The organism is Campylobacter avium LMG 24591 (genome assembly GCF_002238335.1).
In the GTDB taxonomy this organism is placed as follows: Bacteria; Campylobacterota; Campylobacteria; order Campylobacterales; family Campylobacteraceae; genus Campylobacter_D; species Campylobacter_D avium.
Window position 1 is genome coordinate 113,990 of record NZ_CP022347.1, and the last position, 26,771, is coordinate 140,760.

Genomic DNA, 26,771 nt, shown 5'->3' on the forward strand with positions numbered 1-26,771 from the left:
GCTATGAGCAACAAATTAGACCAGGTTTTAAAGAGACAAAAACAACAAATCGCACAGCCTTTTCAAAATCACAAAGATGATGAGATTGTGCAACTTGTAGGCTTTATCGTAAGTGATGAGGAGTATGCTGTTCCTATTTTAAACATACAAGAGATAATTAAACCTATAGAATACACAAGGGTGCCTGGCGTTCCTGAGTATGTTTTGGGTGTTTTTAATATGCGTGGAATGGTTACGCCTTTGATAGATTTAGCTAGACTATTTAATCTAGGAGAGACCAAAATAACTCCTCAAACTAGATATATAGTTTTAAAAGATGCTAATAAAGGCATGGATTCTTGGGCTGGTTTTGTCATAGATAGACTTACCGAGGCTATTAAGATAAACAAAAACAGAATCGACCCACCACCTGAAACTTTGATTAGAGATAAAGGTATGATTTATGGTATAGGAAAAAGAGATGATAACATCCTTACCATACTAAAAGCGGAGGCTTTGTTAAAGAGCGATTTTTAATGATCAAGCTTTGTGTTTTTGACTTTGATTCTACCTTAATGGACGGCGAGAGTATAGACATTCTCGCCTCAAAATACGGTGTTTTTGATGAGGTTAGCAAGATAACTACTAGGGCTATGAATGGTGAGCTTGACTTTTTTGAAAGCCTAAGCAAAAGAGTATCCTTGCTAAAGGGTATGCCTTATGAGCTTGTACTTCAAACTTGCAAAAGCTTTCCTCTTATGAAGGGAGCAAAGGAAATCATTTCTTATCTTAAAAGCAAAAATATCATAGTAGCTGTTTTTAGCGGAGGTTTTCACGAGGGCGTTGATGAGGCTCAGAAAGTCTTAAATTTTGACATAGCCTTTGCAAACTATCTTCATCAAAAAGACGGATTTTTAAGCGGCTTAGTAGGCGGGGAGATGATGTTTTCAAATTCAAAGGGCGTGATGCTTAAGAGACTAAAAGAGCTTTTAAGGCTTAAGGACGAGGAAGTAGCTTGTGTTGGTGACGGGGCAAATGATATTTCTATGTTTGAGCAAAGCTCACTTAAGATAGCCTTTTGTGCTAAGGAAATTTTAAGACAAAATGCCACTCACTGTGTAGATGAAAAAGATTTAACAAAAATAAAGGATATAATAAAATGAATAATTTTTCCATTTGGTGCGATTTCTTAGAAGATTCCTTTTTAGACAATGAGTTTTTAAATTTGATATATTCAAACACTATAAACGGAGCAACTACAAATCCTAGTATTTTTAAAAATGCTATATTAAATTCCAAGCAATATAAAGAAAGAATTGCGAGATTAAACACAAAAAATGCAAAGCAAAAATACGAAATTTTAGCGATACAAGATATAAAAAAAGCGGCTGATAAATTGTCTTTGAATTATTTTACTAACAACGAAGGTTTTATAAGCATAGAAATAGATCCTAGATTGCACGACAATACAGCACTAAGCATAGGCGAAGCAAAAAGGCTAAGAACAGAAATAGCCAAAGATAATGTTATGATAAAAATCCCGGCTACAAATGAATCTTATGAGGCTATGTATGAGCTAATGAAAGAGGGTATCAATGTAAATGCTACCTTGATATTTTCTTATGAACAAAGTATAAAATGCTTTGAAGCTTTAAATTTGGGACTTAAAGAATTTCGTAAAAAAAATAAGGGCTTAAAAGAGCCAAAAGCTGTTATTAGTGTCTTTGTAAGTCGTTATGATAGACTTCTAAATAGCAGAGTATTAGAAAAAAATAAGCTTGGAATTTACCTTGCTTCCTTTGCTTACCACTATATACAAGCACAAAATGAGGCAAATATCAAAACTCTATTTGCAAGCACGGGCGTAAAGGGAGATGATTTAGAAAAAGATTATTATATAAAAGAGCTTTTATTCTCTAACTGCATAAACACAGCACCACTGGACGCTATTTACGCTTTTAAAGGCAAAAAAATAGAGATCAAAAAGCCGCTTTCCCTTGAAGAACTTCATCAAAAATTAGCTCAAAATATAAGCAAAGATGAGCTTGATGAAGCTAGTAAATTTTTACTTGATGATGGTTTAAAACTCTTTTGCGAGGCTTATGAGGATATTTTATCTGCCTTATAAGAAAATAGTGCTGATTTTTTTCATCATGGCACTACTGCTTTACTTATATTTTAAACCAACTGTTAAAGAATACGATCTTGAAGGTAGTGTTGGTGTGCCGACTATGAAAGAGGAATTTGTATTAATAGTGCCAAAACAAAGAAATTTTGCTCTAAACGAAAAAGAATACACAAATTTAAAAGTTTTAAGCAAAAATACACTTAGCCAACAAGAGCTTTCCTGGTTTTGCGATAAAAAGGAGCTTTGCGAGCTTTATCATTATTTAAAAGAAAAAGACTTAGACAAAGTATCCTTTTTTCTTTATGTGGATAGGTTTATATAAATGAGTTTAGTGCTGAAAATTGTTAAATACACAGTTCTTACCATCTTTTTCCTTATTCTTTCTATCTTTATACTTTTTTTGATTCTATTTTATTCTTTATCATCAGGTGCTGATAATTATATTTACCATAAGGGAAAGTATAAAGACGAAAGGGCTGTGGGAGAATTTGAGTTATGGGCAAATTATAGGCTAGATAATGGCAATGACGCAAGATCTTTTGCAAGGGGAAATTATGATGAAAAGGGCTTAAGGCAGGGGTATTGGACTAATAAAACAGCCTATTCTCAAGGACTTTATCTTTATAAAGACGGAATTTTAAGACAAAGAATTTACACCCATCCCATACAAGAGGCAAGCACACAAAATTACGATGAAAATGGCACTTTGATAGAGACAAGAAAACCGACAAAAGATGAATGCAAAATCCTTTTTTACGCCTTTGAAAAAGGGCTTTATAAAAACGAATGCTTTGAAATTTTAGACATAAAATACCGTTATCATTAAGCATAAAATTTAGCCAATAATTCATTTTACCTTTTCCTAAGTTATTTTTGATAGAATTTAGCCTCATTTTTTAAGAAAGGAAAAAGATGTTAGAAGGTATCGTTAGAGAGAGTATCGGCAGAAAAGCTTCCAAGGCTTTAAAAAGAGATGGTTATCTAATAGCAAACATCTACGGCAAAGGCCTAGAAAACATAAACGCAGCCTTTAAGCTAAATGATTTCATTAGAGAAGTTAAAAAGAAAGAAAAGCTTAGCTTTGATGTTAAGGTTGGCTCACAGACTTTAAATGTCGTTGTTGTGGATTATCAAAAAGATCCTGTTACAAGTCAGTTAAAACACGTTGATTTAAAGGTAGCGCAAAAGGGCGTTGTGTCAAAATATATGATTCCTATAAAGATAGTAGGCACAGCCATAGGGCTTAAAAACAAGGGTGTTTTAATACAGTCAAAAAGACGCGTAAAAGTAAAATGTGCGGCCGAAAATTTACCTGACTTTTTTGAACTAGATGTTAGTAAGCTTGATGTGGGAGATGCCTTGCTTATAAGAGATATAAAGGTTCCAGCTGGCGTAACTATGGTAGATGCTGATAGGATAGCAGTTGTAGGCGTAGAAAAAGCTAGATGACCTTAGTCGTAGGGCTTGGAAACATAGGAAAAGAATACGAAGCTACCAGACACAATGTAGGTTTTATGCTCATAGACTTGCTCTTGCAAGAGCTTGAAACTACTAATATTTCATCCTCTAAATTTAAAGGAGAGCTTTATAAAAACGGCTCTTCTTTGTTTTTAAAACCTCATACTTACATGAATTTAAGCGGGCACAGCGTTTGTGCTGTTAAAAACTTTTATAACTGCGATAGGCTCATAGTAATACATGATGATATAGACCTAAGCCTTGGAACCGTGCGTTTTAAAAAGGGCGGCAGTGCAGGCGGGCATAATGGGCTTAAGAGCATAGATGAGCTTTGTTCTAATGATTACGAGCGTATCCGCATAGGCATAGGCAAGGATGAGAATGTAAAAGACTTTGTTTTGTCTAAATTTTCTCGAGTGGAGTTAGAAAAACTAGATGAGATTTTAAAGCACTGCAAAAGTGCATTATTAGAGCTTTTAAGCGGTGCTAGTATAAGTGAAATTTCATCGAGATATTCCTTGAGGGCTTGAATGAAGCCAACTGTGTTTTTTCGTTTTATCACAGAGCTTTATTTAAAGAGTTTTTTTATTATTTTTATTTCCTTGGTTGCCTTTTTTGTTGGCATTGATTTATTGCTAAATTTTAACGACCTGCCAAAATCAGCAAATTTGATATTGTTATACATCATGTTTTTATCTTTTTCTGCTATTTCTTACATCTTGCCTATTTCTTTGATTTTTTCTATGATTTTAGCCTTTGTAAGCATACTTAGGACAAATGAGCTAGTGAGCTTGTTCGCACTTGGGCTTAGCAAAAAATTTATAATCCTTTACCCCTTTTTGTGGGCTTTGTTTTTTTGTTTTTTGTATGTTGGCTTGAATTTTACCTCCTTTGCGTATGCTGATGATTATAGGTCAAATATCAAAAGCAACTCCGTTCTAGCTAGTACCAGTTCTGATGTGTTTGTAAAATACAATGATGATTTTGTGTATATACAAGAACTAAATCCAAACGATAATTCTGTTAAAAATATAAGAATTTTTAATATGCAAGATTTCAATCTAAGCTCTTTAACAAAGGCTGATAGGGCGAATTTTAAAGACGATGCTTGGATTTTAGAAAAAGGGCTTAGGCTTGATTTTGATAATAATATAATTCTTTTTAATGATGGTTTTAAAAGCAATGATTTTAATTTTAGCGAGGAATTGCAAGGCTTTAAACCAAAGGTGATAGAAAGTGCGACCCCTAAAAAAAGCTATTCTATAATAGACGCTTGGCAAAGCTTTCAAACCTTTAATTCCCAAAATATCAACACAAATTCAATCCGCACCGAACTTTATAGATTAATCCTTTTACCATTTTTCGCACCGTTTTTAATGCTTATTTTATATTCTTATTTTCCATTGATTTCAAGATATTTTAACCTGGCTTTTTTAAGCTTTATATTCTTTATCGTAACACTTGGGGTTTGGGGAAGTTTGTTTTTGCTAACTCGTTTGGCTGAAAATTCTGTTTTATTACCTGAATTTGCTATCATAGTGCCTATATGTTTACTAGCTTTGTTCAGTATGATTTTATATGCAAAACAGTGAGGATTTTATGAGAAGTGATATGATAAAAAAGGGCTATCTAAAAGCACCTAGTCGCTCTTTGCTAAGAGCTTGTGGCTTAAAAGATGAGGATTTTGACAAGCCTTTCATAGGCGTAGCAAATAGCTATATAGACATCATACCAGGGCATTTTTTCTTAAATGAGTACGCAAGAATTATCAAAGATGAAATTCGCAAAAACGGCTGTGTGCCCTTTGAGTTTAACACCATAGGCGTTGATGATGGTATAGCTATGGGGCATAATGGTATGCTTTATTCTTTACCTAGTAGAGAACTCATAGCAAATTCCATAGAAACGGTTATGAACGCTCACTGCTTAGACGCTCTTATATGCATACCAAACTGCGATAAAATAACTCCGGGTATGCTTATGGGTGCTTTAAGAGTAAATGTTCCTACCATCTTTGTAAGCGGTGGTCCTATGAGGGCTGGTTTTAGTGCAAAGGGAGAAAAACTTACCTTAAACAGCGTATTTGAAGCGGTTGGAGCCTATGAGGTTAAAAAGATAGATGAGGAAGAGTTAAAAGATATAGAGTGCAAAGCCTGTCCGGGCGGGGGCTCTTGTTCTGGTATGTTTACTGCAAATTCTATGAACACACTTTGCGAGGCTATGGGTATAGCACTTAGTGGAAATGGCACCATCCTAGCACAAAGTGCTGAAAGAGAAGAGCTTTTAAGAAAGGCTGCAAAAAGGATTTGTGAAATAGCCCTTGATGATAAATTTAAGATAAGAAATATTATAAATAAAGCCTCTATAAACAACGCTATGGTTCTTGATATGGCTATGGGAGGCAGCACAAATACCATTTTGCATATGTTAGCCATTTCAAGAGAGGCTGGCTGTGCGCTTGATATAAGGGATTTAAACGAGATAAGCAAAAACATAGCTCACATAGCAAAGATAGCTCCTTCCTTGCCAAGCGTTGCCATAGAAGACATAGGAAGAGCTGGTGGCATAAACGCTGTCATAAAAGAAATTTCAAAAAGAGATAATAAAATACTTGATTTATCGGCTTTAACCGTGAGTGGCGAGAGCTTAAAAGATAGGATAAAAGATGCTGAGATAAAAGATGAAAGCATTATAAGAAGGGTTGAAAATCCATACTCTGCGGTGGGAGGACTTGCCATTTTGTTTGGAAATTTAGCTAAGCAAGGCTGTGTTATCAAAACAGCAGGTATAGTTGGAGAAAGAAAATTTAGCGGCAAGGCAGTTTGTTTTAACTCTCAAGATGAAGCCATAAAAGGCATAATGAAAGGCAAGATTAAAAAAGGCGATGTTTGCGTTATAAGATATGAAGGGCCAAAAGGAGGACCCGGAATGCAAGAAATGCTTAGCCCAACATCTCTTATAATGGGTATGGGACTTGGTGCTGATGTTGCATTAATAACCGATGGACGCTTTAGCGGTGCAACTAGGGGACTAAGCGTAGGACATATTAGCCCTGAAGCTGCTGAAGGTGGGCTCATAGCCTTGCTTGAGGATGGAGACATCATAGACATAGACATTGATTCTTACTCCATATCCGTTCGCTTAAGTGAAGAAGAGATAGAAAAAAGAAAGGCTAGTTTTGTAATGCCTAAAAAAGAAGTGGATTCAAGGTGGCTTAAGATGTATCAAAAGCTAGTTAGCAACGCAAGTAATGGTGCTATCTTAGAATGAAAATAGATTATGAAAAGCTAAGGGCTGAGTTTAAAAGCCCACTTTATATATATGATTTTGATGATATTAAACAAAGATTTTTAAGGCTTAAAGAAGCTTTCAAGGCTAGAAAATCCCAGCTTTGCTATGCCTTAAAGGCAAATTCAAATTTAAGCTTACTTAAAATGCTTGTGAATTTGGATAGTGGCTTTGACTGCGTTAGCATAAATGAGGTAAAAAGGGCTTTAAGAGCTGGTGCAAAGCCTTATAAGATAATTTTTAGCGGGGTCGCAAAGACAAAGGATGAGCTAAAAGAGGCTCTAAGCTTAAACATACTTTATATAAATTTAGAAAGCAAGGCTGAAATGCTTTGTCTTGAAGAGGTGGCTAAAGAGCTAAATTTAAAGGCAAGAATTAGCATAAGAGTAAATCCAAACGTAGATGCGAAAACCCACCCCTACATCTCAACAGGCTTGCACGAAAACAAATTTGGCGTTGAGATAAACGAGGCTAAGGCTATGTATCTTTACGCTAAGAAAAGTGAGTTTTTAGAGCCTGTGGGAGTGCATTTTCACATAGGCTCACAGCTACTTGACATAAAGCCTATCGCAGAAGCTGCAACTATAGTAGCAACTTTGGTAAAGGAGCTAAAGGCTTTAGATATAGAACTTAAGTTTTTTGATGTTGGCGGAGGACTTGGCATTGATTATGAAAAGGCTGAGGAGCCTAACTTATACGATTATGCACAAAGCATACTTGCTGCTTTAAGCGGACTTGATCTAACCATACTACTTGAGCCCGGACGATTTTTGGTAGCAAGAGCGGGCACGCTTTTGTGCTCCGTGCTTTATGAAAAGCAAACGCAGTATAAAAGATTTGTCATAGTTGATGCGGCGATGAATGACTTGCTTCGTCCTAGTCTTTACAATGCTTATCATAAAATAGAACTGCCATATAGCAAGAACCTAGAGCCTAGCAAGTGCGATGTGGTGGGCGGAATTTGTGAAAGCGGGGATTTTTTCGCAAAGGATAGGGTGCTACCAAAAACAAAAGAAGGCGAGATAATGCTTATAAAAGATGCTGGAGCTTACGGCTTTTCTATGAGTAGTAATTATAATAGCAGGGATAAAATTTGCGAACTGGCTTTAGAAAATTCAAAGATAAGAATGATTAGAAAAAGACAAAGCTTTGAAACCCAAATCCAAGAGGAGATAGAATTTTTAGAGGAGTAGTTAAAATTTGAAAATAGTTTTAAATTTAACTACCGTGCATAAATTTATGCGCATTGTTATCTTATTGTCTCGTTTTGTTTTCTCTTTAAAAATTTAAAAGGATTAAAAATTTTCTCAAACCCCCTTGACTTAGACTAGCTCTAATGCTTTATAATTGCAAAAATACTTTTCAAAGGAGGACTTTTGAAAGATACAGATTCGCGTAGGGAATTTTTAAAGACTTCAGCTAAAGCAGTGGCTGCTGCTGTGGCGTTTGGCGGCTTTGGCACCAGCCTTTTTGCCTCAAATTTAAAAGCTGTAAATACTTCATCAAAAGGAGAAAATATGAGCACATTGACACCACAAGCAAAGGCAAATTTAGAAAAATTTTTTGGCACAAGTAAGCTAGCTCAAGAGGATTTGGAATTTTTTACAAACTATGCAAATTTCGCCTTTGATGAGGTTTTTGCGCATTCACAGCTAGAGGAAAAAGAAAGGCTTTTGCTAATCCTAGCTGCTCTTGTAGCCATCCCTGCTAAAGAGGAGTTTGAAACTATGCTAAAAGCCGCATTAAATGTGAAAGTAAGCCCTATCGCCATAAAAGAAGTGATTTATCAAGCCACGCCTTATGTGGGTATGGGCAAGGTTGCTGATATACTAAGCCTTACAAACAAGGTATTTAAGCAAAGAGGCATAAAGCTTCCTCTAGCAAAGCAAGGCAGGACTACTAAAGAAAACAGATACGAAAAGGGTTTGCAAGCTCAAGTTGAGATTTTTGGCGAGGGTATGAGAAGTGCTAGTGATAAAGCAGCTAATGAGAAAAAACATATAATAGAGTTTTTAAGTAGCAATTGCTTTGGGGATTATTACACAAGAGGTGGGCTCGAGCTTAAATTTAGAGAGCTTATCACCTTTGTGTATCTTATCTCTATGGGCGGAGCAGAACCTCAAGTAAAGGCGCACATACAGGGCAATCTCAATATGGGTAATGACAGGGCAAAACTCATAGCTGTAGTAACTGCACTAATTCCATACATTGGCTATCCAAGAAGCCTAAATGCTTTAAGTGCCATTGATGAGATAAGTTAAGCATTCCAAAAGCATTTTTGCTTTTAGAGCTTATAAATTTTATTGCTTTAAATTTAAAAAATTGAGTAAATTATATTTTCATAATGCTTAAAAACTTTTTGAAGGTTTTTAAGCAAAAGGGCTATTTTTTATATACGGGGACTACTAAATGTTCGTTGCTATACTGATAAGCTGCGCCTGTTGAAACATCTACTAATGTTCCTACAAAACCGGGAACTAAAAAGAATACAAAGCCAATTAAATTAGTCCAATAAATAGGATTGACCCCCATAACATCTAGTGAGGCTGAATTTACATTTGAGCTTTGATAGGCGGGGTTGTCGCTTTCTAAAATTTGTATGTTTTCTCCACGTCTTTTTAGCTTTACTCTAGCTGGAAGCGTATGTTTTGCATCGCCTATTCTAACCACAACATTATCGCCGTTTGCAGCACTTAAATTTACCTCTTGCTCGCTTCCACTAAAAATACTAGCACAAGATGAAAACATCAGGACAATAAGACTTAAAGATATGAATTTTTTAAACTAAATCTCCTTTGATAAAAGTTTAAAAATTATAAAACAAAAAAAATCAAGTTGGAAATTTATCTTTGTAGATTATGATGAGTGCTTAATTTTAAATAATTATTTATCCCAAAGGATAAAGGTTCTTGCTTTTTTTATCTCGCTAAATTCTAGCTTTAAAACACCCTCTTGCGTCTCAAGGCTTATCAAATCGCCATCCACAGCCAAAAGCTTAGCCTCTATGCTTTCCTTTGCTTTTGTGCTGATTTTTACAAGCTCGCCTATGCTTTTTTGAAAATGCTCTATCTTTTTAAGCGTTCTTTCAAGCCCAACAGATGAGACTTCTAGGCTGTATTCTCCGTCAGTTGGTGGTTCAACATCAAGTATGGGTGATAAAAGTTCGCTGAAATTTGCGCAGTCTTGCAAGCTAACCCCACCGTCTTTCATGATATATACTCTGTAAATTTTCCTGCCATTTTCGCTTACTAGCTCATCATCGTAAAATTCTAGTCCAGCTTCCTCGCACAGTGCCTTAATATCCATCTCTTTCTTTCCTTATCTTTTCAAAAAGTTCATCCATGCGATTTTGATACTCTAATCTATCATCAAATTTAAAGTGCAAATTTGGTGCTTTAAACCAGCCTTGCTCTGTCATGCAGTAGTTTTGCACGAGTTTTGAAGCCTTTTTTAATTTGTTTAAAATTTGCTCTTGCTCAGCCTCATTAAAATGCATTTTATCAAGAAAGACAAAGGCATCGTATCTGCCCTTTTTGCACTCTACATCCACAACGCAAAGATTTTTTAAATTCTCATCATCTAAAGAAGCCAAAGCATTGGGTATAAGCTCTTTTAAAAGGCTTTGGGTTCTTAAGGTTTTGATGTCTTTCATATACTAGCCATTTGCGAAATTTCTTTGTAGCTTTCTATGTAATCTCCTACCTTCATATCAGTGCAGCCCTCAATACCAACGCCGCATTCAAAGCCCTTTGCGACCTCTTTCACATCATCTTTAAATCTCTTTAAAGAACTAACGCTTCCTTCAAAAAGCACAACCCCATCTCTGATAAGCCTTATCTTAGCGCCTCTGTTTATAACGCCCTCGCTTACCATGCAACCGGCTATAAGTCCTATTTTTGGCACGGAAATCACTTGTCTAATCTCTGCTTGACCTAGCTGCTCTTCGCTTATAATAGGGCTCATCATGCCGCTTAAAAGTGCCTTTACATCGTCTATTAAATTATAAATAACATTGTAAGTTTTTATCTCAATGCCCTTATCTTTGGCCTTTTCCTTTATCTCCCCTGTTGGACGCACATTAAAGCCTAAGACCACGGAATTTTCGCTAGCACTTGCAAGCTCTATATCACTTTGTGAAATTCCGCCTATACCGCTGTGTATGATATTTACTTTTATTTCATCATTTACAAGCTTTTCTAAACTACTTTTAATGGCCTCTAAAGAGCCCTGCACATCAGCTTTTAATATCACAGGCAGGGATTTTAAATTCCCCTCTTTTATCTTTGTGCTAAGTTCATCAATGCTTACCTTAGTTGATTTACTAAGCTCTTTTTGGCGGTTATACTCATATCTTTTAGCGGCGTATTCTCTAGCTTCCTTGTCGCTTTGAACGGCTATTAGGGTTTCTCCTGCTTGAGCTATCTCGCTAAGGCCTACTATAACGCCACATTCTCCGGGTTTAATTTCTTTTAAGGCATTGCCTCTATCATCGTTTAAGGCTCTTACTTTACCATACGCAACGCCTGCTACAACGGTGTTTCCAATCTTTAAGGTTCCATTTTGCACTATTACTGTGGCTACCGGGCCTCTGCCCTTTTGTAAAGAGCTTTCTATGATGCTAGCCTTAGCTTTAGCCTTAGAATTTGCCTTAAGTTCTAATATATCAGCTTGCAGCAAAACAAGTTCTAGCAAATCATCAACCCCGGTGCCCTTTTTAGCAGATACTTGCACAAATTCATAAGAGCCGCCCCATTCTGTTGGCACTATATCAAGCTCTGATAGTTGGGTTTTTACCATATCTACATTAGCACCTTCTTTGTCTATCTTGTTTATAGCTATGATGATAGGTACATTTGCAGCCTTTGCGTGATTAATGGCTTCTTTTGTTTGAGGTTTTACTCCATCATCTGCTGCAACCACTATGATAACAATATCAGTGATACCAGCACCCCTTGCCCTCATAGCCGTAAAAGCCTCATGGCCTGGGGTGTCTATGAAGGTTATCTTTCTTTTGTTTTTTTCCACCATATAAGCGCCAACATGCTGAGTTATGCCTCCTGCCTCAGCATTTACAACGCGTGAATTTCTTATATAATCAAGTAAAGAGGTTTTTCCATGATCAACATGTCCCATTATAGTTATAACAGGTGCTCTAGGGCTTAAATCCTCTTCATTATCCTCTTTTGCGTCGTAATTTTTAAGATAATCAAACTCATCTGCTTCGTCTATGATATTTACCTCTATTCCAAATTCTGAGGCTAAAATTTCAATGGCATCCTCATCTAAAAAATCATTTTTAGTAGTCATCATGCCAAGCATAAATAGTTTTGATATGATTTCGCTTACATTTTTATTGAGCTTATCTGCAAATTCATAAACGCGAATTTCTTTTGGAATTTCTACGCTTTTAATCTCGGCATTTTCCTTTTTTTCAGGCTTTTTAGGTGGTTTTTTTCTGGCTCTTCTTTGTATGGATGTTTCTGTGAATTTACTAAAAGACTGTCTTAGTAGGCTTGGTTGTTTTTGGGTTAGAACTTGAGGCGCTTGCTCTGTTTTTGTGCTAAATTCAGGCAGCACAACTACATCTTCATCCTCTAGGCTGATTTCTGCGAAATTTTGATTGGACAGCAAGTCCATTTTTTGTGCATTTTCTTTTTTGCTTTGGGGAGTATTTGGCTTTTTGTCTTTCTTTTTAACCTTTTTAAAGCTGTCATCTTGGGCGTTTGAAAACATATCTTTTAAATCTATGTTTTTTGTTGTTTTGTTTGAAACAACCTCTTCGTTTTTCACCACGGTATCTTTTTTCTTTTTTACTATCACAAGGCCGCGTCTTAAGGTGTTGCTGACAGTTTGCGTCGCTTGTTGTGGTGCTTGGACTTGTTCTACTTCTTGTTCTTTTTTAGGTTCTTCTTGTACTTGCTTTTCTTCTTTTTTGGCTTTGTTTTCTACCTTTTGCTTGCTTTGTTTTTTCTCTACTTCTTTCTTTTCCTCTTTTTTAGCAAAGCCTTGCGGTATTATATTTGTCTGCAAATATTCATATATAGCCGCTGCAACATCTTCATCAACCGAGGATGAGGCCGTTTTGACATTTATACCTAGCTCAAGTGCCTTGGCTAAAATTTCCTTGCTTTCAAAACCGCTTTCTTTAGCAATTTCGTGAATTCTTACTTTCGCCATCTAAAAAAATCTCCTTCAATTCTTCTTGGATTAATCCATATTTAAGAAATGCTTTTTTTGTGTTTTTTTTATCCTCATTTAAACAGTTAGAACAAATATAAGAGCTTCTCCCATACTTTAAATTTAATACAGGCTTTTTATTTTTTAGCCAAAATCTAAATAAATTTTCTTGTTTAAAACGAGTTTTGCAAATTATACACATTCTAATCGGGTAACTGTTTTTCAAAATTATATCTTTTTCCCTATTTATTTTGCAAAATTTCAAAGCCCTTGTTGTCAAATTCTAATATTTTAACTTCAAAATGTTTAAATTTGTCTTTAAGCTTGTTGTATAAATACTTAGCCTCATCTTTATACGCTATGTTAAAAAAGGTCGAGCCAGAGCCTGATAGGGTGCTTAGGATAGCTTTATTTTCAAGTGCGGTTTTTTGCACCTCAAAAAGAATTTCATAATTTTTCATTCTCCTTGTTTGATGTAGCATATCCTTGCTTGCAAGTTTTAGCAAATCGTATTTTTTTTCTAAAAAACAAGCGGTTAAAAAGGATGAGTGAGCTAGGTTAAAAGTAGCGTCCTCTAGGCTCACTCTTTTAGCTAATGTGCTTCTGTTTTTTTCTGTGTTAATCGTTAGCGAGGGTATCACAACCACAGCTTGTAAATCTTTGTCTATCTCTTTTTTTATGCTAAAAACTTTTTTATCCTCTACTATGGAGCAAACAAAGCCTCCAAGCGTTGCAGGTGCGATGTTATCAGGATGGGCTTCATATTTTAAAGCCTCATTTAGTATGCTTGTTCTATCTATAGAATAGTTGCTTATATGATACGCACTAGCAATAGCTGAGACAATTACAGCTGATGAGCTGCCAAGCCCCCTTGACATAGGGATACTGTTTTCAAATTTGAAGCTAAAATTGTCCTTTTTGCCGTTTAATTTCTCGTAGTATTCGTAAAAAATTTTAACAAAAAGATTGTTTTTTTTGATAAAGATATTTTTCGCACCTTCGCCGCTTATACTTATGCTTGTAATCTTACTTCTTTTTATGGTGCTTTTGTTAAAAAATTCAAGGCTAAGTCCCAAACAGTCAAAGCCAGGCCCTAAATTTGCACTTGTAGCAGGAGTTAAAATCGTCATCATTGTTCCTAAACAGCATCTAAAAAATAAAAAGGTAGATTGTCTTCCTTAAGATTTAAAGCCTTTAAATCAGCAGGCAAGAAAAATTCACCGCAAGGAAGCTTTTGAAGCGAAATTTTACCATTTTCCATAACAAAAGACAAGTCCTTGTTTGCTTTAATCGGAGCGTTTTCATTTAGCTCAAAGGCACTTATGGCAAAAAGCGGTATATCAAAAACTATGCTTAAGGTTTTAAGGCTTAAATAGCTTATCTTTATGCCCATATAAGAACCTGGCCCATTAGCATACACAAGCCTAGATAATTTATACTGCTTTAATATCTCATCAAGCATTACAGGCAAGGCCTCGCTAAGCTTGTCCTCGTTTTTTATTTGCTTAAGTAAGACATCATTATCATAAAGCCCTATCATCAGTGGCTTGGAAATGCCGTTTAATAGCAAGGTAATTTCTTTTATGCGAAAACTCCTTCATAAGCTTCTTCATATCCTTTTTCTACACTTACTATTTCATAAGCACTGCTATCTTTTAAGACTTCTTTTGTAAGCAGGTGATTTAAGTGGTGGCTTCCAGCATAAGATATATAATCCCCAAAAACTCTGTATCCTAGCAAGGTTAGATCTCCTATAGCGTCTAAAATTTTATGCCTTACGAACTCATCCTTAAAACGCAAGCCTTCTGGGTTTAAAATTTTGTTATCATCTAAAATTATGGCATTTTCTAAGCTAGCACCAAGCCCTAAATTCATGGCTCTTAAAGCGTTTGCGTCCTTTAAAAAACCAAAGGTTCTAGCCCTGGCTATTTGCTCTATATAATTTTTCTTACTAAATTCAAAATTATAATTTTGCTCCCCTATGATAGGATTATCAAATTTTATGGTGTAATTTATCCTAGGTATTTTAGTTGGAAGCAATCTTACAAACCTGTCGCCATCCCTTACTTCCACAGCCTTTTTAATGACCATGATTTGCTTTGGCGCGTCAAGTTCCTTTATGCCGGCTTCATCAAGCATCATGCAAAAGCTTATACTGCTTCCGTCCATTATAGGAGCTTCGTTTGCATTTAAAACTATGCGTATATTATCTATACCGTAAGCATTTATAGCACTCATTAAGTGTTCTATCGTAGATACAAAGCCCTTATCATCTCCAATCACAGTAGCCATTTTTGTGTCAATGACATTATTTGCTTGTGCCTTGTAGCTTAAATTTAAATCGCTTCTAAAAAATACTATCCCGCTATTTGCTTCTAGTGGCTCTAATAAAATTTCTATAGGCTCGCCCTTATGCAAACCTATGCCAACGCCTCTAACAGGTTTTGCTATGCTTAATTGTTTCATTTTTTATTCCTTATCTGCCCAATATATGTGTTTTGGCATTATCTAAGACCTGATGTATGTGTATTTGTAGCCAATTTCTATCCTGCCACTGCTCAGGCCTTGTCTCAACGCCTTGAACCAAAATTCCAAAGTGCAAATGGTCTCCCAAAGCAAGCCCGCTAACTCCGGTTGTAGCGATACTATCGCCCTTTAAAACCTTATCATCCTTTGCAACAAAAGAACTTGTGCAGTGACCGTACAAGCTATAAAGTCCAAAGCCGTGATAAATAATTACATTTAAGCCATAAATTCCATTCTCATCCGCAAAAACAACTACCCCGTCATTAGAGCTTACTATAGGAGCTTGTGCCACACTTGCTAAGTCAAGTCCTAGGTGGTGCGAATTTGAGACTGCCTCGCCTTTGTAAGTGTAAAATCTATGGTCTGAAAAATCAGCTACCTTGGCTGAGTTTTTAAGTGGCAAAAATGGTGAAATTCTAAAATTTTGTAAAGTTTCTTCAGGAATTTTTGTTGTTATGTCATGGATTAGTTTTTCATTCCCATTTCTTAATTCTTCGTTGATAAATTTAAATTTCTCTGTCCTTGTAAAGTCGTTGTTTTCAGCGTATTGATTTGTAAGTGTTTGAATTTTGCCGTCTAAAAATCTATCGCTAAGTTCTATGTTGGAGGTTTTATACTGTCTAGTTCTGTATGCAAACCTTACCCTTTCTTTGCTTATGTTTTGTGCCTTATCTTTAGCTACAACATAGGCTACAAAGTCGCTTTTTCTAGAATCCCAAGCTATTAAAGCACCATAATATCCATCTTTTAGATACTGCTTGCTTATGAATTTATTGCCTTCATTATCCTCTATATACACTTCGTCTAAATTCTCATCTCTAGCTCTAAAAATCACAAGTGCCGCACCGCCTTGTTCTATCGACGGCGAATGAGATATGATGTTTATCAAAGGTCTTTTGTTATCATTTATGACTAAAACATCCTTTACAGTCTCATTTCCTCTAAAGAAATTCCATAAAGAATTATCCTTAGCCTCTATCCTAAGTAAAATTTGCTTGCTATTTGCAAAGCTTTCTTTGGGTAGTGAAATTTGTAAATTTAATTCTTTTTGCAGAGCGATTTTTTGCTCGCTTAAAAGCTCAAAGCTTGAATTTGCGTCCTTTTGAACTGATAATTTTATCTTGCTTATACCTGATAAGGAATCTGTTAATGAAAGTTCTAAATTTTGTTTTGAATTTACATACACGGTGTCAGCTATAAGTATTTGCGGTGCTTCTTTTTCAAAGACTTCAAGCTCTTTTGACATATAAAGAGCTAGAGCTATTAAAACAAATACTAAAATTCCTATTATTTTGCCACTTTTTTTCTTTCTAGCCATCATGTCTTCCTTAAAATTAAACGGCCAAATTTTATCTAAAATTTAGTAAATATTAAGTTTTGTTTACAAAATATCTCTTAGCGAATTTGCCTTTTTCATCCACTTTCCTAAGGCTTTTAGGTCGTTTTTTTCTATCATTTGCTTGCAGTAGCTTAGTTCTTGTTCGAAAAGTTCTATGCTGTTTAATAAATTTTCTTTATTTTGCTCAAAAATGCTAGTCCACATATCAGGCGAGGATTTTGCTATACGACTCATGCCTCTAAAAGAGCCTCCTGCTAGATGAACTATATTTTTTTTATTCTCCTCTTTCATGACGAAATTTGCCAAAGCAAAGCTTATGGCGTGTGGTAGGTGCGAAATGATGGCTGTGTGGTGGTCGTGAGCTTTGCTATTCATAAAAACTATCCTCATGCCAATGTGAGATAAAATTTCAATAGCCCTTTGTCTGTGCGATACAAGAGCCCTTTGGCTGTCGCAAATCACGCAAACACCGTCTTTGTATAATTCTTTAAAGGCCGCTTTTGGACCACTATTTTCAGTGCCACACATAGGGTGAGCTAAAATAAGCTGTGATTTTAAATTTTTAGGAATGCTTTTTATGATTTGTTCTTTTGTGCTTCCAAGTTCGATTATTGTAGTGTTTTTTGGAATTTTTTCTAGCTTTTGTAAAACGGTAATTATCGCATTTACGGGGATTGCTATAAAAATCACATCGCATTTGCTAAGCTCTTTAAAGGATATTAGCTCGTGTATTAGGCCAAGTTCTAGAGCTTGTTTTTCATGCTCTTTATTAAGGTCGTATCCATATACGGTGCTTACTAATTTATTTTCCTTAAGACACAGCCCCAAAGAGCCGCCTATTAGTCCAAGTCCTATGATAGCGATTTTCATTTATTTGCCTTTACATAACCTTGAGTTAAAAAATCTCGGTTATTATACAGATTTTGCAATAAAATTTTTTGGAAAAATATGAAAAAGATAATAATTGTGTGTTTTTTATCCTCTTTGTGCTTTGCAGCAAGTATAAGGAGCGTGACATTTGTAGGACTTACTCAGCTTTCAAGTGAAAGTGCCTTGGCTATTAGTGGATTAAAAATAGGTGAGGAAATAAATGAAGAAAAGATTAATAATGCAATATTTAAGCTTTACGAGCAAAATTACTTCAGCGATATAGTTGTTGAGGAAAATTTAGGAGATATCATCTTTCACCTTACGCAAAAGCCAAGTATAGCGCGTATCGATATAACAGGCGTTTCATCAAACGATAGGAAGCAAATAGATACTATTTTGGGTATAAAAAAGGGTGCTTTGTATGATGAATATGTCTTAAAAGAAGCCGCTAATAGAATAAAGCTTTATTATGAGGCTAGGGGATATTTTGACACTGTGGTTGAATTTAGTAGCGAGAAGCTAAGCAATTCTAGCGGTTTGCAAGTAAATTACATAGTAAATCGCGGGGAAAATATCATCATAGAAAATGTGTTTTTATCAGGCACCACCAAGCTTTCGTATTCTGATTTTGAACCAAGTTTAAGTAATAAAAAACGCGAATTTATGGGTTGGATGTGGGGCAGAAACGACGGAAAACTTAATATCTTTGAACTACCAAATGATAGCGCAAGGGTGGCTGATGAGTACATGAAACGCGGTTATTTGGATGTGCAAGTATCGCCCCCGGCACTTAGGGTAAATTCAAACACCTACAAGGCTGATTTGTCGTATTTCATAAAAGAGGGTCAAATTTATAAAATTTCAAGTATAAGTATAGAAAATCCACTTTACACTCCCGAGCAAAACCGCGAAAAAGCAGAAGAGCTTAGCTCTAGCGTAGGCGATATAGCTAATATAGACAACATAAGAAATGATATGAATACCATACAAACAGATGTTGGAAATTTAGGCTATGCCTTTGCACAAATTTTTCCGGATATACAAAAAAACGAACTCACTCAAGAAGCCGATATTATCTTTAGAGTAATTCCAAATGATAAGGTTTATATTAGAAATGTCACAATCAAGGGCAATAATAGAACCATAGACAGGGTAGTAAGACGCGAGCTTTATATAACAGAGGGAAATTTATATCATAAAGACGACTTGACAGAATCAAGAAATGCCCTAAGAAGAACCTCATATTTTGATGATGTAAATATAAGAGAAGAGAGGGTAAATTCATCGCAAATTGATTTGGTAGTCGAGGTTACAGAAGCAAGCACAGGTTCAATTAGCGGCGGCGTTGGATACAGTTCATCTGATGGGGTTTTGCTTAATGCTTCTTATTCTGATAGCAATATCTTTGGTTCAGGTATGAAAAGCATAGTAAGCGTTGATAGAAGCTATGAGTATCTTACAGGTCGTATAGGCCTTACAAATCCTCGCATTAGAGATAGTGAGTATAGCTTAAGCGGCAGTCTTTACGCTAATGAATACACTTGGGATAATTACAGCGATAGAAACTACGGTTTTGATATAACAGTTGGCAGACGCTTTGCTAGATATTTTTCAGCAGGTCTTACTTATAATCTAGAGCATAGTGATATTTATCATCTAAGCCCAGAGCTTATTTTAACGGGTTATGAGGTTGGAAAGAGCATTAAAAGCTCTATAACTCCGTATGTATCCTTTAACAACACAGATGATTACTATCTGCCACGCAAGGGTATCATAGCTTCAACCAGCCTAGAAGTAGCTGGTGTTGGCGGAACACAACGTTTTGTTACCTCAAGTACTTCCTTTAGCTTTTATCAAGGCTTGCAAGATTTTATAGGACTTGACCTTATTTACAGATACAAGGCAAATTTTTACAAAACTTGGGATATGGGAAATTTACCTATAAATCAAAAATTTTTCCTAGGTGGTATAGGCTCGATAAGAGGTTTTGAAAGCAGAACCGTTAGTCCTAAAAACAGATATGGTTTTGAAGAGGGCGGAACCATAGCATTTACAAATTCAGCCGAACTTTCCTTTCCACTTATAGATAGGATTAAGCTAAGAGGGGCTTTGTTTTTTGATTACGGTGCTATAGGTAGAGAGGTTTTAGATGTGCATAAGAGTAAGCACAGATATAGCACAGGTTTATCTATAGAGTGGATTACTCCTTTTGGTCCTTTGCAACTTGTGTTTGCTAAGCCTCTAAACCCACAAGAAGGCGATGATACGAGCACGTTTGAATTTACTGTTGGAACTAGATTTTAGCTTTAAGCTAAGATTTTTTAAATTTCAGTAAAATAGTTCATTTATTTTTTAGGTTGAGGATATGAATTTTTTAGATATTTTTTCAGGTATAAGACGAAAACAATCAAGCCCAACGGACGCTCCAAATCACTGGATAAAATGCGAAAATTGCTTTGCCTTAATGTATGATAAGGACATACAAGCAAATTTAAATGTATGTACTAAGTGCGGCTTTCACATGAAAATTTCCCCAAAAGAGCGTATAGCTATGCTAAGTGATGAGGGAAGTTTTGTAGAGCATGATGAGGATTTACAAGCAGTTGACCCGCTTAAATTTGTAGACAGCAAATCTTACAAAAAAAGACTTAGCGATGCATTAGAGAGCACAGGTTCAAAGAGTTCTGCTATAAGCGGCGAGTGTCTTATAAATGGCATAAAAACCCAACTTGTGGTTTTTGATTTTTCTTTTATGGGCGGTTCTTTGGCTTCTGTTGAAGGAGAAAAGATAGTTCGCGCCGTGCAAAGAGCAAGGTCAGCTAAGACGCCTCTTGTCATAGTTTCAGCCTCAGGCGGAGCCAGAATGCAAGAAAGCACCTTTTCTTTAATGCAAATGAGTAAAACTAGTGCAGCCTTAAAGCTTTTAGCTGAGGATAAGCTACCATATATCAGTGTTTTAACCCACCCTACCTTAGGCGGCGTGTCAGCCTCTTTTGCCTTTTTAGGTGATATTATCGTGGCTGAACCGGGTGCGTTAATAGGTTTTGCAGGGGCTAGGGTTATTAAGCAAACCATAGGAGCTGACCTGCCAGAGGGCTTTCAAACAGCTGAATTTTTGCTAGAACATGGCTTAATTGATTCCATAGTTGAAAGAAGTGCTCAAAAGCAGTACATAAGTGATTTTCTAAAGCTTTTAACTTAGGATTTTGTTTGCAAATTTATATAAACTGTATCCAAAAAAGTAGCGATTTTAAGGAACAAGAACAAAGATATTTAAAGCTAATTAGCATACACAGCAAGATTAAGGATACAGTTTTTTTTAATGACAAGATAGCCAAAGCACAAAAAACATCAAAGCAAGAGGCTAAAAAAAGCTATGAAGAATGCTTTAAGCCGCTTAAAAAAGGCTTTTGTATAGCTTTAGATGAAAAAGCAAAAGAGCTAGATAGCTTTGAATTTGCTAAGCTCTTAGAAAGCAAAAACGAAGTAAGTTTTTTCATAGCCGGGGCTTATGGTTTTAGTGAGAATTTTATAAAAAGTTGCGATTTTGCGCTGTCTTTAAGCAAGCTTACATTAGCACATAGCATTGCAAAAGTGCTTTTGCTAGAGCAGATTTACCGTGCCTTTTGTATTATCAAAAAGCACCCATATCACAAGTAAAGGATTGTTATGAGGATTAAATTATTTTTATTTTTGGGAATTTTATACTTTGTTATCTTAGGTGCCTTTGTTTTTCATATAAATCCAAACCCTTACACCGTAGAGCTTTTTGGTTTTTCTTATACCCTGTCTGTGACAGTTTGGATTTTACTGCCAAGCCTTATTATATTTATTCTTGCACTGTTGCATATGTCATTTTATGGCTTTTTAAGATATATCAAATACAAAAATTTCTTTAACGATGCTGCTAAGTTTGAATTTTTCATAAGCGATGTTTTGCTTGAGAAAAATCCAAAATCTCCATTTAAAACAAGCGAATTCAAAAGAGCTGGTGAGTTGTGTCTGGCTATGAAAAAGCTAGAAAAAATTCCAAATTTAAACCACTACAACGAAGTAGTTGATTTGATACTTGATTTAAAGCAAGATAAAATCGTAAATCTTAAAAAATTTAAACTAGACATAGATAATGCCATTTATATCTTAAATGAAAAAAACCACATTTTAAGTGATGAAACTTACGCATACGGCAGGATAAAATACAAAAAAGAATTAGAAGATGAGCTTGATAAAATAGCCCTTGAACAAGTACTTAAAAATGGAAGTTTAGAGCATATTAAATCCTTAAAGATAGCACAAAGCAAAGAGGATTTTATGAAGTTGCTTAAAAGAATTCAAGATTCTAGCTTGCAAATTGACATACTTTATCTTGAGAATTCATTAAAAAGCTTTGTTTTTGATGAAAGTGAGTATTTATGCGTGGCAAAATCTTGTGTTAAAAGCTTCGCACCAGAGCAACTCATAGCTTTGTTTAAAAATATTAGTGATTTAAACAGCGAGGCAAAAAGGGCGTACTACTTTTTATTAGCCGATTTTGCTTTGTTTGATGAGCTAAGACTTGCCATTAAAGATAGTAAAGAATTTAATGACTTTAGGCTTGTTTTATTAGCCAGAGAAAATTCCATAAAGATAGATACTCATAAGCTAATTCAATGATAGAATTTGCACAAAAGCCTTTATTTTTGGCACCTATGGCAGGTTTTTCAGACCCTGTTTTTAGAAAGATTGTTAAAAAATACGGCGTTGATGTTACTGTTAGTGAGATGATAAGTTCAAACGCCCTTGTTTTTGAGAACAAAAAAACCCTAAAAATGCTTGAAAAAGATGAGCTTGAAAGACCTTACATCGTGCAGATTGCGGGCTCTGATGAGGAGGTTTTAAAAAAGGCTGTATTGCTTTTAAATGAGCTTGATTTTATAGACGGCATAGACTTTAACTGCGGTTGTCCCGTTAAAAAGGTGATAAAACAGCACTCAGGCTCGTCTTTGCTAAGAGATTTAGACAAGCTAAAAGCTTGTGTTTCTCTTATAAAAACTTATAGCAAAAAGCCGCTAACTAGCGTTAAAATAAGACTTGGCTTTGATGTAGAAAATGTTTGTGAGATAGCTAAGGCTTGCGAGGAAAGCGGGGCTGATTTCATCAGCATTCATGCAAGAACGGCAAAGCAAATGTATAGCGGAAACGCAGATTATAGCTGCATAAAAAAGGCAAAAGAGGCGCTTAAAATTCCGCTTGTTGCAAATGGTGATATAGACGAAAATAACGCGGCCTATGTCTTTGAGTATACCAAAGCAGACGCTTTGATGATAGGCAGAGCAAGCATTGGAAAGCCTTGGATTTTTTACGAGATAAAGCATAAAAAGCCCATAAGCAAGCAAATGAAAAAAGAGCTTATCTTGTATCATTTTGATGAACTCATAAAACATTACGACACTCACGCACTTTTTGTTTTTAAAAAGCACTTGCATGAGTATTCTAAGAACGAGCTAAACGCCTCAGCCTTTAGAACAAGTATAAATCAAAGCAAGGATTATAAAGAAATTACCACTCTTATAGAGGAATTTTTTTAATAATGATAGAAAAATCAAGCATAGAGGAGCTCAAACAAAGGGTTGATATAGTAGATATCATATCGCACTATGTCGAGCTAAAAAAAAGCGGTTCTAACTATGTTTGCGTCTGCCCCTTTCACGATGATAAAAACCCTTCAATGAGCGTAAATTCCATAAAAGGCTTTTATCACTGCTTTGCTTGTCAAAGTGGCGGGGACGTGTTTAAATTTGTGCAAGATTACGAAAGATTAGACTTTAGTGCTGCGGTTGAAAAGGTGGCACAGCTTAGCAATTTCTCACTTAGATATAGCGACAAAAAAGATTCTTTTAAGGCTTCAAGAGAAATTCTACCTCTTTTAAATTCCTTTTACAAAAGCTCTTTAGCAAAGCATAAGGAGGCTATTTCCTACCTTTACGAAAGAGGTTTGAATGATGAGGATATAAGAAAATTTGAGTTAGGTTATGCACCAAGCTCAGAGCAAAGCCTAGAGGTGCTTAAAAAAGCAGGAGTAAATTCAAAAGACGCCTTTTTAGTAGGAGCTTTAAAGCTAAGGGACGATAATAAAAGCTATTACGCAGCCTTTAGCAAACGCATAACTTTTCCAATCTATGATATGAAAGGTTTGTTAGTAGGCTTTGGGGGCAGGATTATTGATGATTCTAACAGGGCTAAGTATTTAAATTCAAGCCAAAATTCCCTCTTTGATAAGGCTAGAATTTTTTACGCGCTAAATTTGGCAAAAGATGAGATTATCAAAAAAAAGGAGATAATCATCTGCGAAGGCTATATCGATGTTATCGCGCTTCATAAAGCAGGCTTTAAAAACGCTGTAGCCATTTTAGGCACCGCGCTCACTACAGAGCATATAAAGCTTATCAAAAAGCTAGAAGCCAAGGTGATTTTGTGTCTTGATAGCGATAAGGCAGGCATTAACGCGGCTTTTAAATCCTCTTATCTTTTATCTTTGCACAAGATAGAGGGCAAGGCTTGCATGCTTAAGGGTGGTAAAGATGTGGCCGAACTTGTCTTTAATAATCAAATGCAAGAACTATACGCAGCACTTGATGGGGGGCTTGATTTTGTGGAGTTTTATATAAGAATTTTGCTAGCTAAATTTGATTTAAACAATATCTTGCAAAAGCAAAAAGCACTTGAGGAGGTTAAAAAATTTACCTTCGAGTTAGAACCTATGATAGCTAGACACTACGAACCCTTGCTTGCAAAGCTTTTAAATGAGCCTTTAGAGCTTATAAAGCTTAGCAAAATGTCTAAAAAACAAAGCAATTCCCAGCCAACAAAGCAAGTTTTTGAGAAAAAATTTGACTTAGCAGAGGCTGAAATTTGTCAATTTTTATACAACAACGAGCATTATAAAAGCATTTTTAAAGAAGTGAGCAATGAGAATTTTTTTATTATGAAAGATACTATAAAAGAGCTTTTAAGCGGTTCGGGTTATGAAAATTCAGCCATTAGAGAAGTTCAGATGAGAAATTTAGACGGCTTAAAAGACGGCAGCGAGTTCTTACAAGCTTTATGCAATCTTAACTGTGCTTTTTTAAATCGCCAAAAGCAAAGCACGGTTAAAGATTTTCAAAAAAAACAAGCCATAAATATGCTCAATCAAAGGCTAAGCAAAATCAAAAAAAGCCTTAAAACACAAAAAGCCTTTTTTAGCTTTTTACACAAAGCCCTTAAATTTATGAATGATGAGAACTTGGATGAGGATAGTTTTTGTAAGACTTTGGAGTATTTTATGAAAGAGCTTAAGCAAGAAAATTACGATGAAAAGATATTTTTAAAGGATGAGGATGAAAGCATTAGCACTTTTTAGCGGAGGACTTGACTCTATGCTAGCGATGAAGCTCATAACTTCTCAGGGCATAGAGGTTAAGGCTTTAAATATCAACATAGGTTTTGGCTCAAGGTCTGATAAAAAGGATATTATGGCAAAACGAGCGGCCTTGGTTGGCGCTTCTTTTGAGATGATAGATGTGAGGAATGAGTATTTACAAAAGGTGCTTTTTAACCCTAAATTTGGATATGGAAAGCATTATAACCCCTGCATAGACTGCCACGCTTTTATGTTTAAAACAGCCTTATCTATGCTTGAGAGCGAAAAGGCCTCATTTATCATAACAGGCGAGGTTTTAGGGCAAAGACCGATGAGCCAAAGAGCTGATGCCATGGCCAAGGTTAAGAGCTTGGCAAGCGATGAGGAGGATTTAATCCTTCGTCCTATGTGTGCTAAGAATTTACAGCCTACAAAGCCGGAAAGACTTGGGTGGGTCGATAGAGAGAAGCTTGAGGGCATAAGCGGAAGATCAAGAAAAAGACAACTTGAACTTGCCAAGCTTTTTAATCTTGAAGACTTTGAAAGCCCGGGTGGCGGCTGTTTGCTAACGCTTGAGAGTTTTGCAAAAAAGATAAAGGATTTTAAGGAATTTAGCGACAGCATGCAAGTAAGCGATAGCGATCTTTTAAAATACGGGCGGCATTTAAGACTTCCTTTTAAGGCAAAGATGATAATAGGACGCAATGAGCTTGAAAACAAGCTTTTACAAGGTTTTAAAAATGAGAATTTCGAGGAAATCAAGCTTTTTGACTTAGTTGGAGCTTATTCCTTACTTAGCAAAGACGCTAGCAAAGAGGATTTAGAGCTTGCGCTAAAGATAGCACTAACTTATACAAAAGCACAAAAAGATAAGCATTACGAACTTGAGTTTAAGGGACAGAGGTTTAAAGCCTTAGCCTTTGAGGATAAGCAAAGCATTCAGCAGTATTTTGTTTGAAATCTGAAAAAAGCCTTTAAAAAAAGGCTTAATGAAAACAAAAATAAGGAGAAATTAGCCCCTGTATAAATTAAATTTTAAAAAAGGAGTAAAAGCAAGGGCTAATCGCGTTAAGCTGTGAAAATTGTATTAATATTTTATTAATAAAAGTAAATAAGAATTGTTTTTTATATTTTTGCAGAGATTACTTTATTTCGCTAGAATACCTCTAGTCCTTGTATCGTTATCATTTTGATGCTCCTTTTTAGTAACCATAGGAAAAATACAAGGACCCAATCCCTTTTGAATTCACTTTTTAACTTTCATTTTCGCTTTTAAATTTTTTGAATTTTATATTTTTTAGAATTGTTAAATGATTTTTTAAATAAGCATAAAAGCATTTTTAGCCCTTGCACCCGATAAGTTAGGGTTAATTAAAGGAGCATCAATGGATGCAAGAGCTAAAAAAACACAATTGCAACTCACTCTAAAAAGAGCGAGTTAGCAATAGATTGAAGGTTTCAAGTCTATCTTACATACAAATTTATCTTATTTATTTAATAGACTTGTAAGGTAAGATAAAACGCAAGGCAGAGCAAAAGCAAAGCCTTAAATTTAAACTCCAAAAAGTTTAAATTTAAAACCTAAGCCCCAAAAAAGCTAAATTTAAAACAAAGCCAAGCCCACA

At 35.6% G+C, this 26,771-nt stretch carries 28 protein-coding genes; 18 read left to right on the forward strand and 10 right to left on the reverse strand.

Going from position 1 to position 26,771, the window contains the following annotated elements; all coding sequences use genetic code 11:
• Positions 1 to 3 precede the first annotated feature (3 nt).
• The 11 genes from CAV_RS00595 (at position 4) to CAV_RS00645 (ending at position 9,114) form a co-directional block, all read left to right on the forward strand.
• Entirely contained in the window at positions 4 to 516 is a 513-nt protein-coding gene (locus CAV_RS00595; RefSeq protein WP_094324582.1) for a chemotaxis protein CheW, read from the forward strand.
• Complete coding sequence (serB, locus tag CAV_RS00600) at positions 516 to 1,142, forward strand: phosphoserine phosphatase SerB (protein WP_094324583.1); 627 nt, start codon at positions 516 to 518, stop codon at positions 1,140 to 1,142. Before CAV_RS00595 ends, serB begins: the two co-directional genes overlap by 1 nt.
• Positions 1,139 to 2,107 carry a transaldolase gene (locus CAV_RS00605; RefSeq protein ID WP_094324584.1) on the forward strand — a complete coding sequence of 323 codons (969 nt, stop codon included), beginning with the start codon at positions 1,139 to 1,141 and terminating at the stop codon, positions 2,105 to 2,107. The genes serB and CAV_RS00605 overlap by 4 nt, the downstream gene beginning before the upstream one ends.
• Positions 2,082 to 2,429 carry a hypothetical protein gene (locus CAV_RS00610; RefSeq protein ID WP_094324585.1) on the forward strand — a complete coding sequence of 116 codons (348 nt, stop codon included), beginning with the start codon at positions 2,082 to 2,084 and terminating at the stop codon, positions 2,427 to 2,429. Before CAV_RS00605 ends, CAV_RS00610 begins: the two co-directional genes overlap by 26 nt.
• On the forward strand, positions 2,430 to 2,933 hold the full coding sequence (locus CAV_RS00615) for a hypothetical protein (RefSeq protein ID WP_094324587.1): 504 nt from the start codon (positions 2,430 to 2,432) through the stop codon (positions 2,931 to 2,933).
• Between the two features lie 86 nt (positions 2,934 to 3,019).
• The gene (locus tag CAV_RS00620; RefSeq protein WP_094324588.1) at positions 3,020 to 3,556 is read left to right on the forward strand and encodes a 50S ribosomal protein L25/general stress protein Ctc; all 537 of its coding nucleotides are present in this window, start codon (positions 3,020 to 3,022) and stop codon (positions 3,554 to 3,556) included.
• Positions 3,553 to 4,095, forward strand: coding sequence for an aminoacyl-tRNA hydrolase (gene pth / locus CAV_RS00625; RefSeq protein WP_094324589.1), 543 nt, complete (start codon positions 3,553 to 3,555; stop codon positions 4,093 to 4,095). The genes CAV_RS00620 and pth overlap by 4 nt, the downstream gene beginning before the upstream one ends.
• The gene (locus CAV_RS00630) at positions 4,096 to 5,157 is read left to right on the forward strand and encodes an LptF/LptG family permease (protein WP_094324590.1); all 1,062 of its coding nucleotides are present in this window, start codon (positions 4,096 to 4,098) and stop codon (positions 5,155 to 5,157) included.
• A gap of 7 nt (positions 5,158 to 5,164) precedes the next feature.
• Positions 5,165 to 6,835, forward strand: a complete 1,671-nt coding sequence (gene ilvD, locus CAV_RS00635) for a dihydroxy-acid dehydratase (protein ID WP_094324591.1) — start codon at positions 5,165 to 5,167, stop codon at positions 6,833 to 6,835.
• Positions 6,836 to 6,837: 2 nt separating this feature from the next.
• Entirely contained in the window at positions 6,838 to 8,046 is a 1,209-nt protein-coding gene (lysA, locus tag CAV_RS00640; RefSeq protein ID WP_094325506.1) for a diaminopimelate decarboxylase, read from the forward strand.
• Positions 8,047 to 8,370: 324 nt separating this feature from the next.
• Positions 8,371 to 9,114 (forward strand): carboxymuconolactone decarboxylase family protein, encoded by a 744-nt coding sequence (locus CAV_RS00645; protein WP_094325507.1) that lies wholly within the window; start codon positions 8,371 to 8,373, stop codon positions 9,112 to 9,114.
• A gap of 121 nt (positions 9,115 to 9,235) precedes the next feature.
• Here the strand turns inward: CAV_RS00645 and CAV_RS00650 are convergent, their stop codons facing one another.
• The 10 genes from CAV_RS00650 to CAV_RS00695 all read right to left on the reverse strand — a co-directional run bounded on the left by CAV_RS00650 (position 9,236) and on the right by CAV_RS00695 (position 17,765).
• Positions 9,236 to 9,601, reverse strand: coding sequence for a S24 family peptidase (locus CAV_RS00650; protein ID WP_094324592.1), 366 nt, complete (start codon positions 9,599 to 9,601; stop codon positions 9,236 to 9,238).
• A 135-nt stretch (positions 9,602 to 9,736) separates the two neighbouring features.
• Positions 9,737 to 10,159 carry a ribosome maturation factor RimP gene (gene rimP, locus CAV_RS00655; RefSeq protein WP_094324593.1) on the reverse strand — a complete coding sequence of 141 codons (423 nt, stop codon included), beginning with the start codon at positions 10,157 to 10,159 and terminating at the stop codon, positions 9,737 to 9,739.
• Positions 10,149 to 10,505, reverse strand: a complete 357-nt coding sequence (gene rbfA, locus CAV_RS00660) for a 30S ribosome-binding factor RbfA (RefSeq protein ID WP_094324594.1) — start codon at positions 10,503 to 10,505, stop codon at positions 10,149 to 10,151. Before rbfA ends, rimP begins: the two co-directional genes overlap by 11 nt.
• Entirely contained in the window at positions 10,502 to 13,030 is a 2,529-nt protein-coding gene (gene infB, locus CAV_RS00665; RefSeq protein WP_094324595.1) for a translation initiation factor IF-2, read from the reverse strand. Before infB ends, rbfA begins: the two co-directional genes overlap by 4 nt.
• Positions 12,999 to 13,232 (reverse strand): hypothetical protein, encoded by a 234-nt coding sequence (locus CAV_RS09275; RefSeq protein ID WP_349815996.1) that lies wholly within the window; start codon positions 13,230 to 13,232, stop codon positions 12,999 to 13,001. The genes infB and CAV_RS09275 overlap by 32 nt, the downstream gene beginning before the upstream one ends.
• 40 nt (positions 13,233 to 13,272) lie before the next feature.
• Positions 13,273 to 14,160 (reverse strand): homoserine kinase, encoded by an 888-nt coding sequence (gene thrB, locus CAV_RS00675; RefSeq protein ID WP_094324598.1) that lies wholly within the window; start codon positions 14,158 to 14,160, stop codon positions 13,273 to 13,275.
• Between the two features lie 8 nt (positions 14,161 to 14,168).
• Entirely contained in the window at positions 14,169 to 14,570 is a 402-nt protein-coding gene (locus CAV_RS00680; protein WP_094325508.1) for a glycoprotease, read from the reverse strand.
• 41 nt (positions 14,571 to 14,611) lie between these two features.
• Complete coding sequence (lpxC, locus tag CAV_RS00685) at positions 14,612 to 15,496, reverse strand: UDP-3-O-acyl-N-acetylglucosamine deacetylase (RefSeq protein WP_094324599.1); 885 nt, start codon at positions 15,494 to 15,496, stop codon at positions 14,612 to 14,614.
• A gap of 10 nt (positions 15,497 to 15,506) precedes the next feature.
• A complete protein-coding gene (gene pgp6, locus CAV_RS00690; protein ID WP_245807415.1) occupies positions 15,507 to 16,874 on the reverse strand; it encodes a peptidoglycan metallopeptidase Pgp6 in 1,368 nt (455 codons plus the stop codon).
• 63 nt (positions 16,875 to 16,937) lie between these two features.
• Complete coding sequence (locus CAV_RS00695) at positions 16,938 to 17,765, reverse strand: prephenate dehydrogenase (RefSeq protein ID WP_094324601.1); 828 nt, start codon at positions 17,763 to 17,765, stop codon at positions 16,938 to 16,940.
• A gap of 78 nt (positions 17,766 to 17,843) precedes the next feature.
• On the opposite strand from CAV_RS00695, the gene bamA reads away from it, so the two are divergent.
• The 7 genes from bamA to CAV_RS00730 all read left to right on the forward strand — a co-directional run bounded on the left by bamA (position 17,844) and on the right by CAV_RS00730 (position 26,104).
• Positions 17,844 to 20,069, forward strand: coding sequence for an outer membrane protein assembly factor BamA (gene bamA / locus CAV_RS00700; protein WP_094324603.1), 2,226 nt, complete (start codon positions 17,844 to 17,846; stop codon positions 20,067 to 20,069).
• Between the two features lie 61 nt (positions 20,070 to 20,130).
• Positions 20,131 to 20,967: an acetyl-CoA carboxylase, carboxyltransferase subunit beta gene (gene accD, locus CAV_RS00705; RefSeq protein WP_094324604.1), complete on the forward strand. Its 837-nt coding sequence runs from the start codon at positions 20,131 to 20,133 to the stop codon at positions 20,965 to 20,967.
• A gap of 8 nt (positions 20,968 to 20,975) precedes the next feature.
• Positions 20,976 to 21,425, forward strand: a complete 450-nt coding sequence (locus CAV_RS00710) for a 23S rRNA (pseudouridine(1915)-N(3))-methyltransferase RlmH (protein ID WP_094324605.1) — start codon at positions 20,976 to 20,978, stop codon at positions 21,423 to 21,425.
• Positions 21,426 to 21,434: 9 nt separating this feature from the next.
• Positions 21,435 to 22,418 carry a hypothetical protein gene (locus CAV_RS00715; protein WP_094752781.1) on the forward strand — a complete coding sequence of 328 codons (984 nt, stop codon included), beginning with the start codon at positions 21,435 to 21,437 and terminating at the stop codon, positions 22,416 to 22,418.
• Positions 22,415 to 23,332, forward strand: a complete 918-nt coding sequence (locus tag CAV_RS00720) for a tRNA dihydrouridine synthase (protein WP_094752782.1) — start codon at positions 22,415 to 22,417, stop codon at positions 23,330 to 23,332. The genes CAV_RS00715 and CAV_RS00720 overlap by 4 nt, the downstream gene beginning before the upstream one ends.
• A 2-nt stretch (positions 23,333 to 23,334) precedes the next feature.
• Positions 23,335 to 25,146, forward strand: a complete 1,812-nt coding sequence (gene dnaG, locus CAV_RS00725) for a DNA primase (RefSeq protein WP_094752783.1) — start codon at positions 23,335 to 23,337, stop codon at positions 25,144 to 25,146.
• The gene (locus tag CAV_RS00730; RefSeq protein ID WP_094324610.1) at positions 25,124 to 26,104 is read left to right on the forward strand and encodes an argininosuccinate synthase; all 981 of its coding nucleotides are present in this window, start codon (positions 25,124 to 25,126) and stop codon (positions 26,102 to 26,104) included. The genes dnaG and CAV_RS00730 overlap by 23 nt, the downstream gene beginning before the upstream one ends.
• Positions 26,105 to 26,771: the final 667 nt, after the last annotated feature.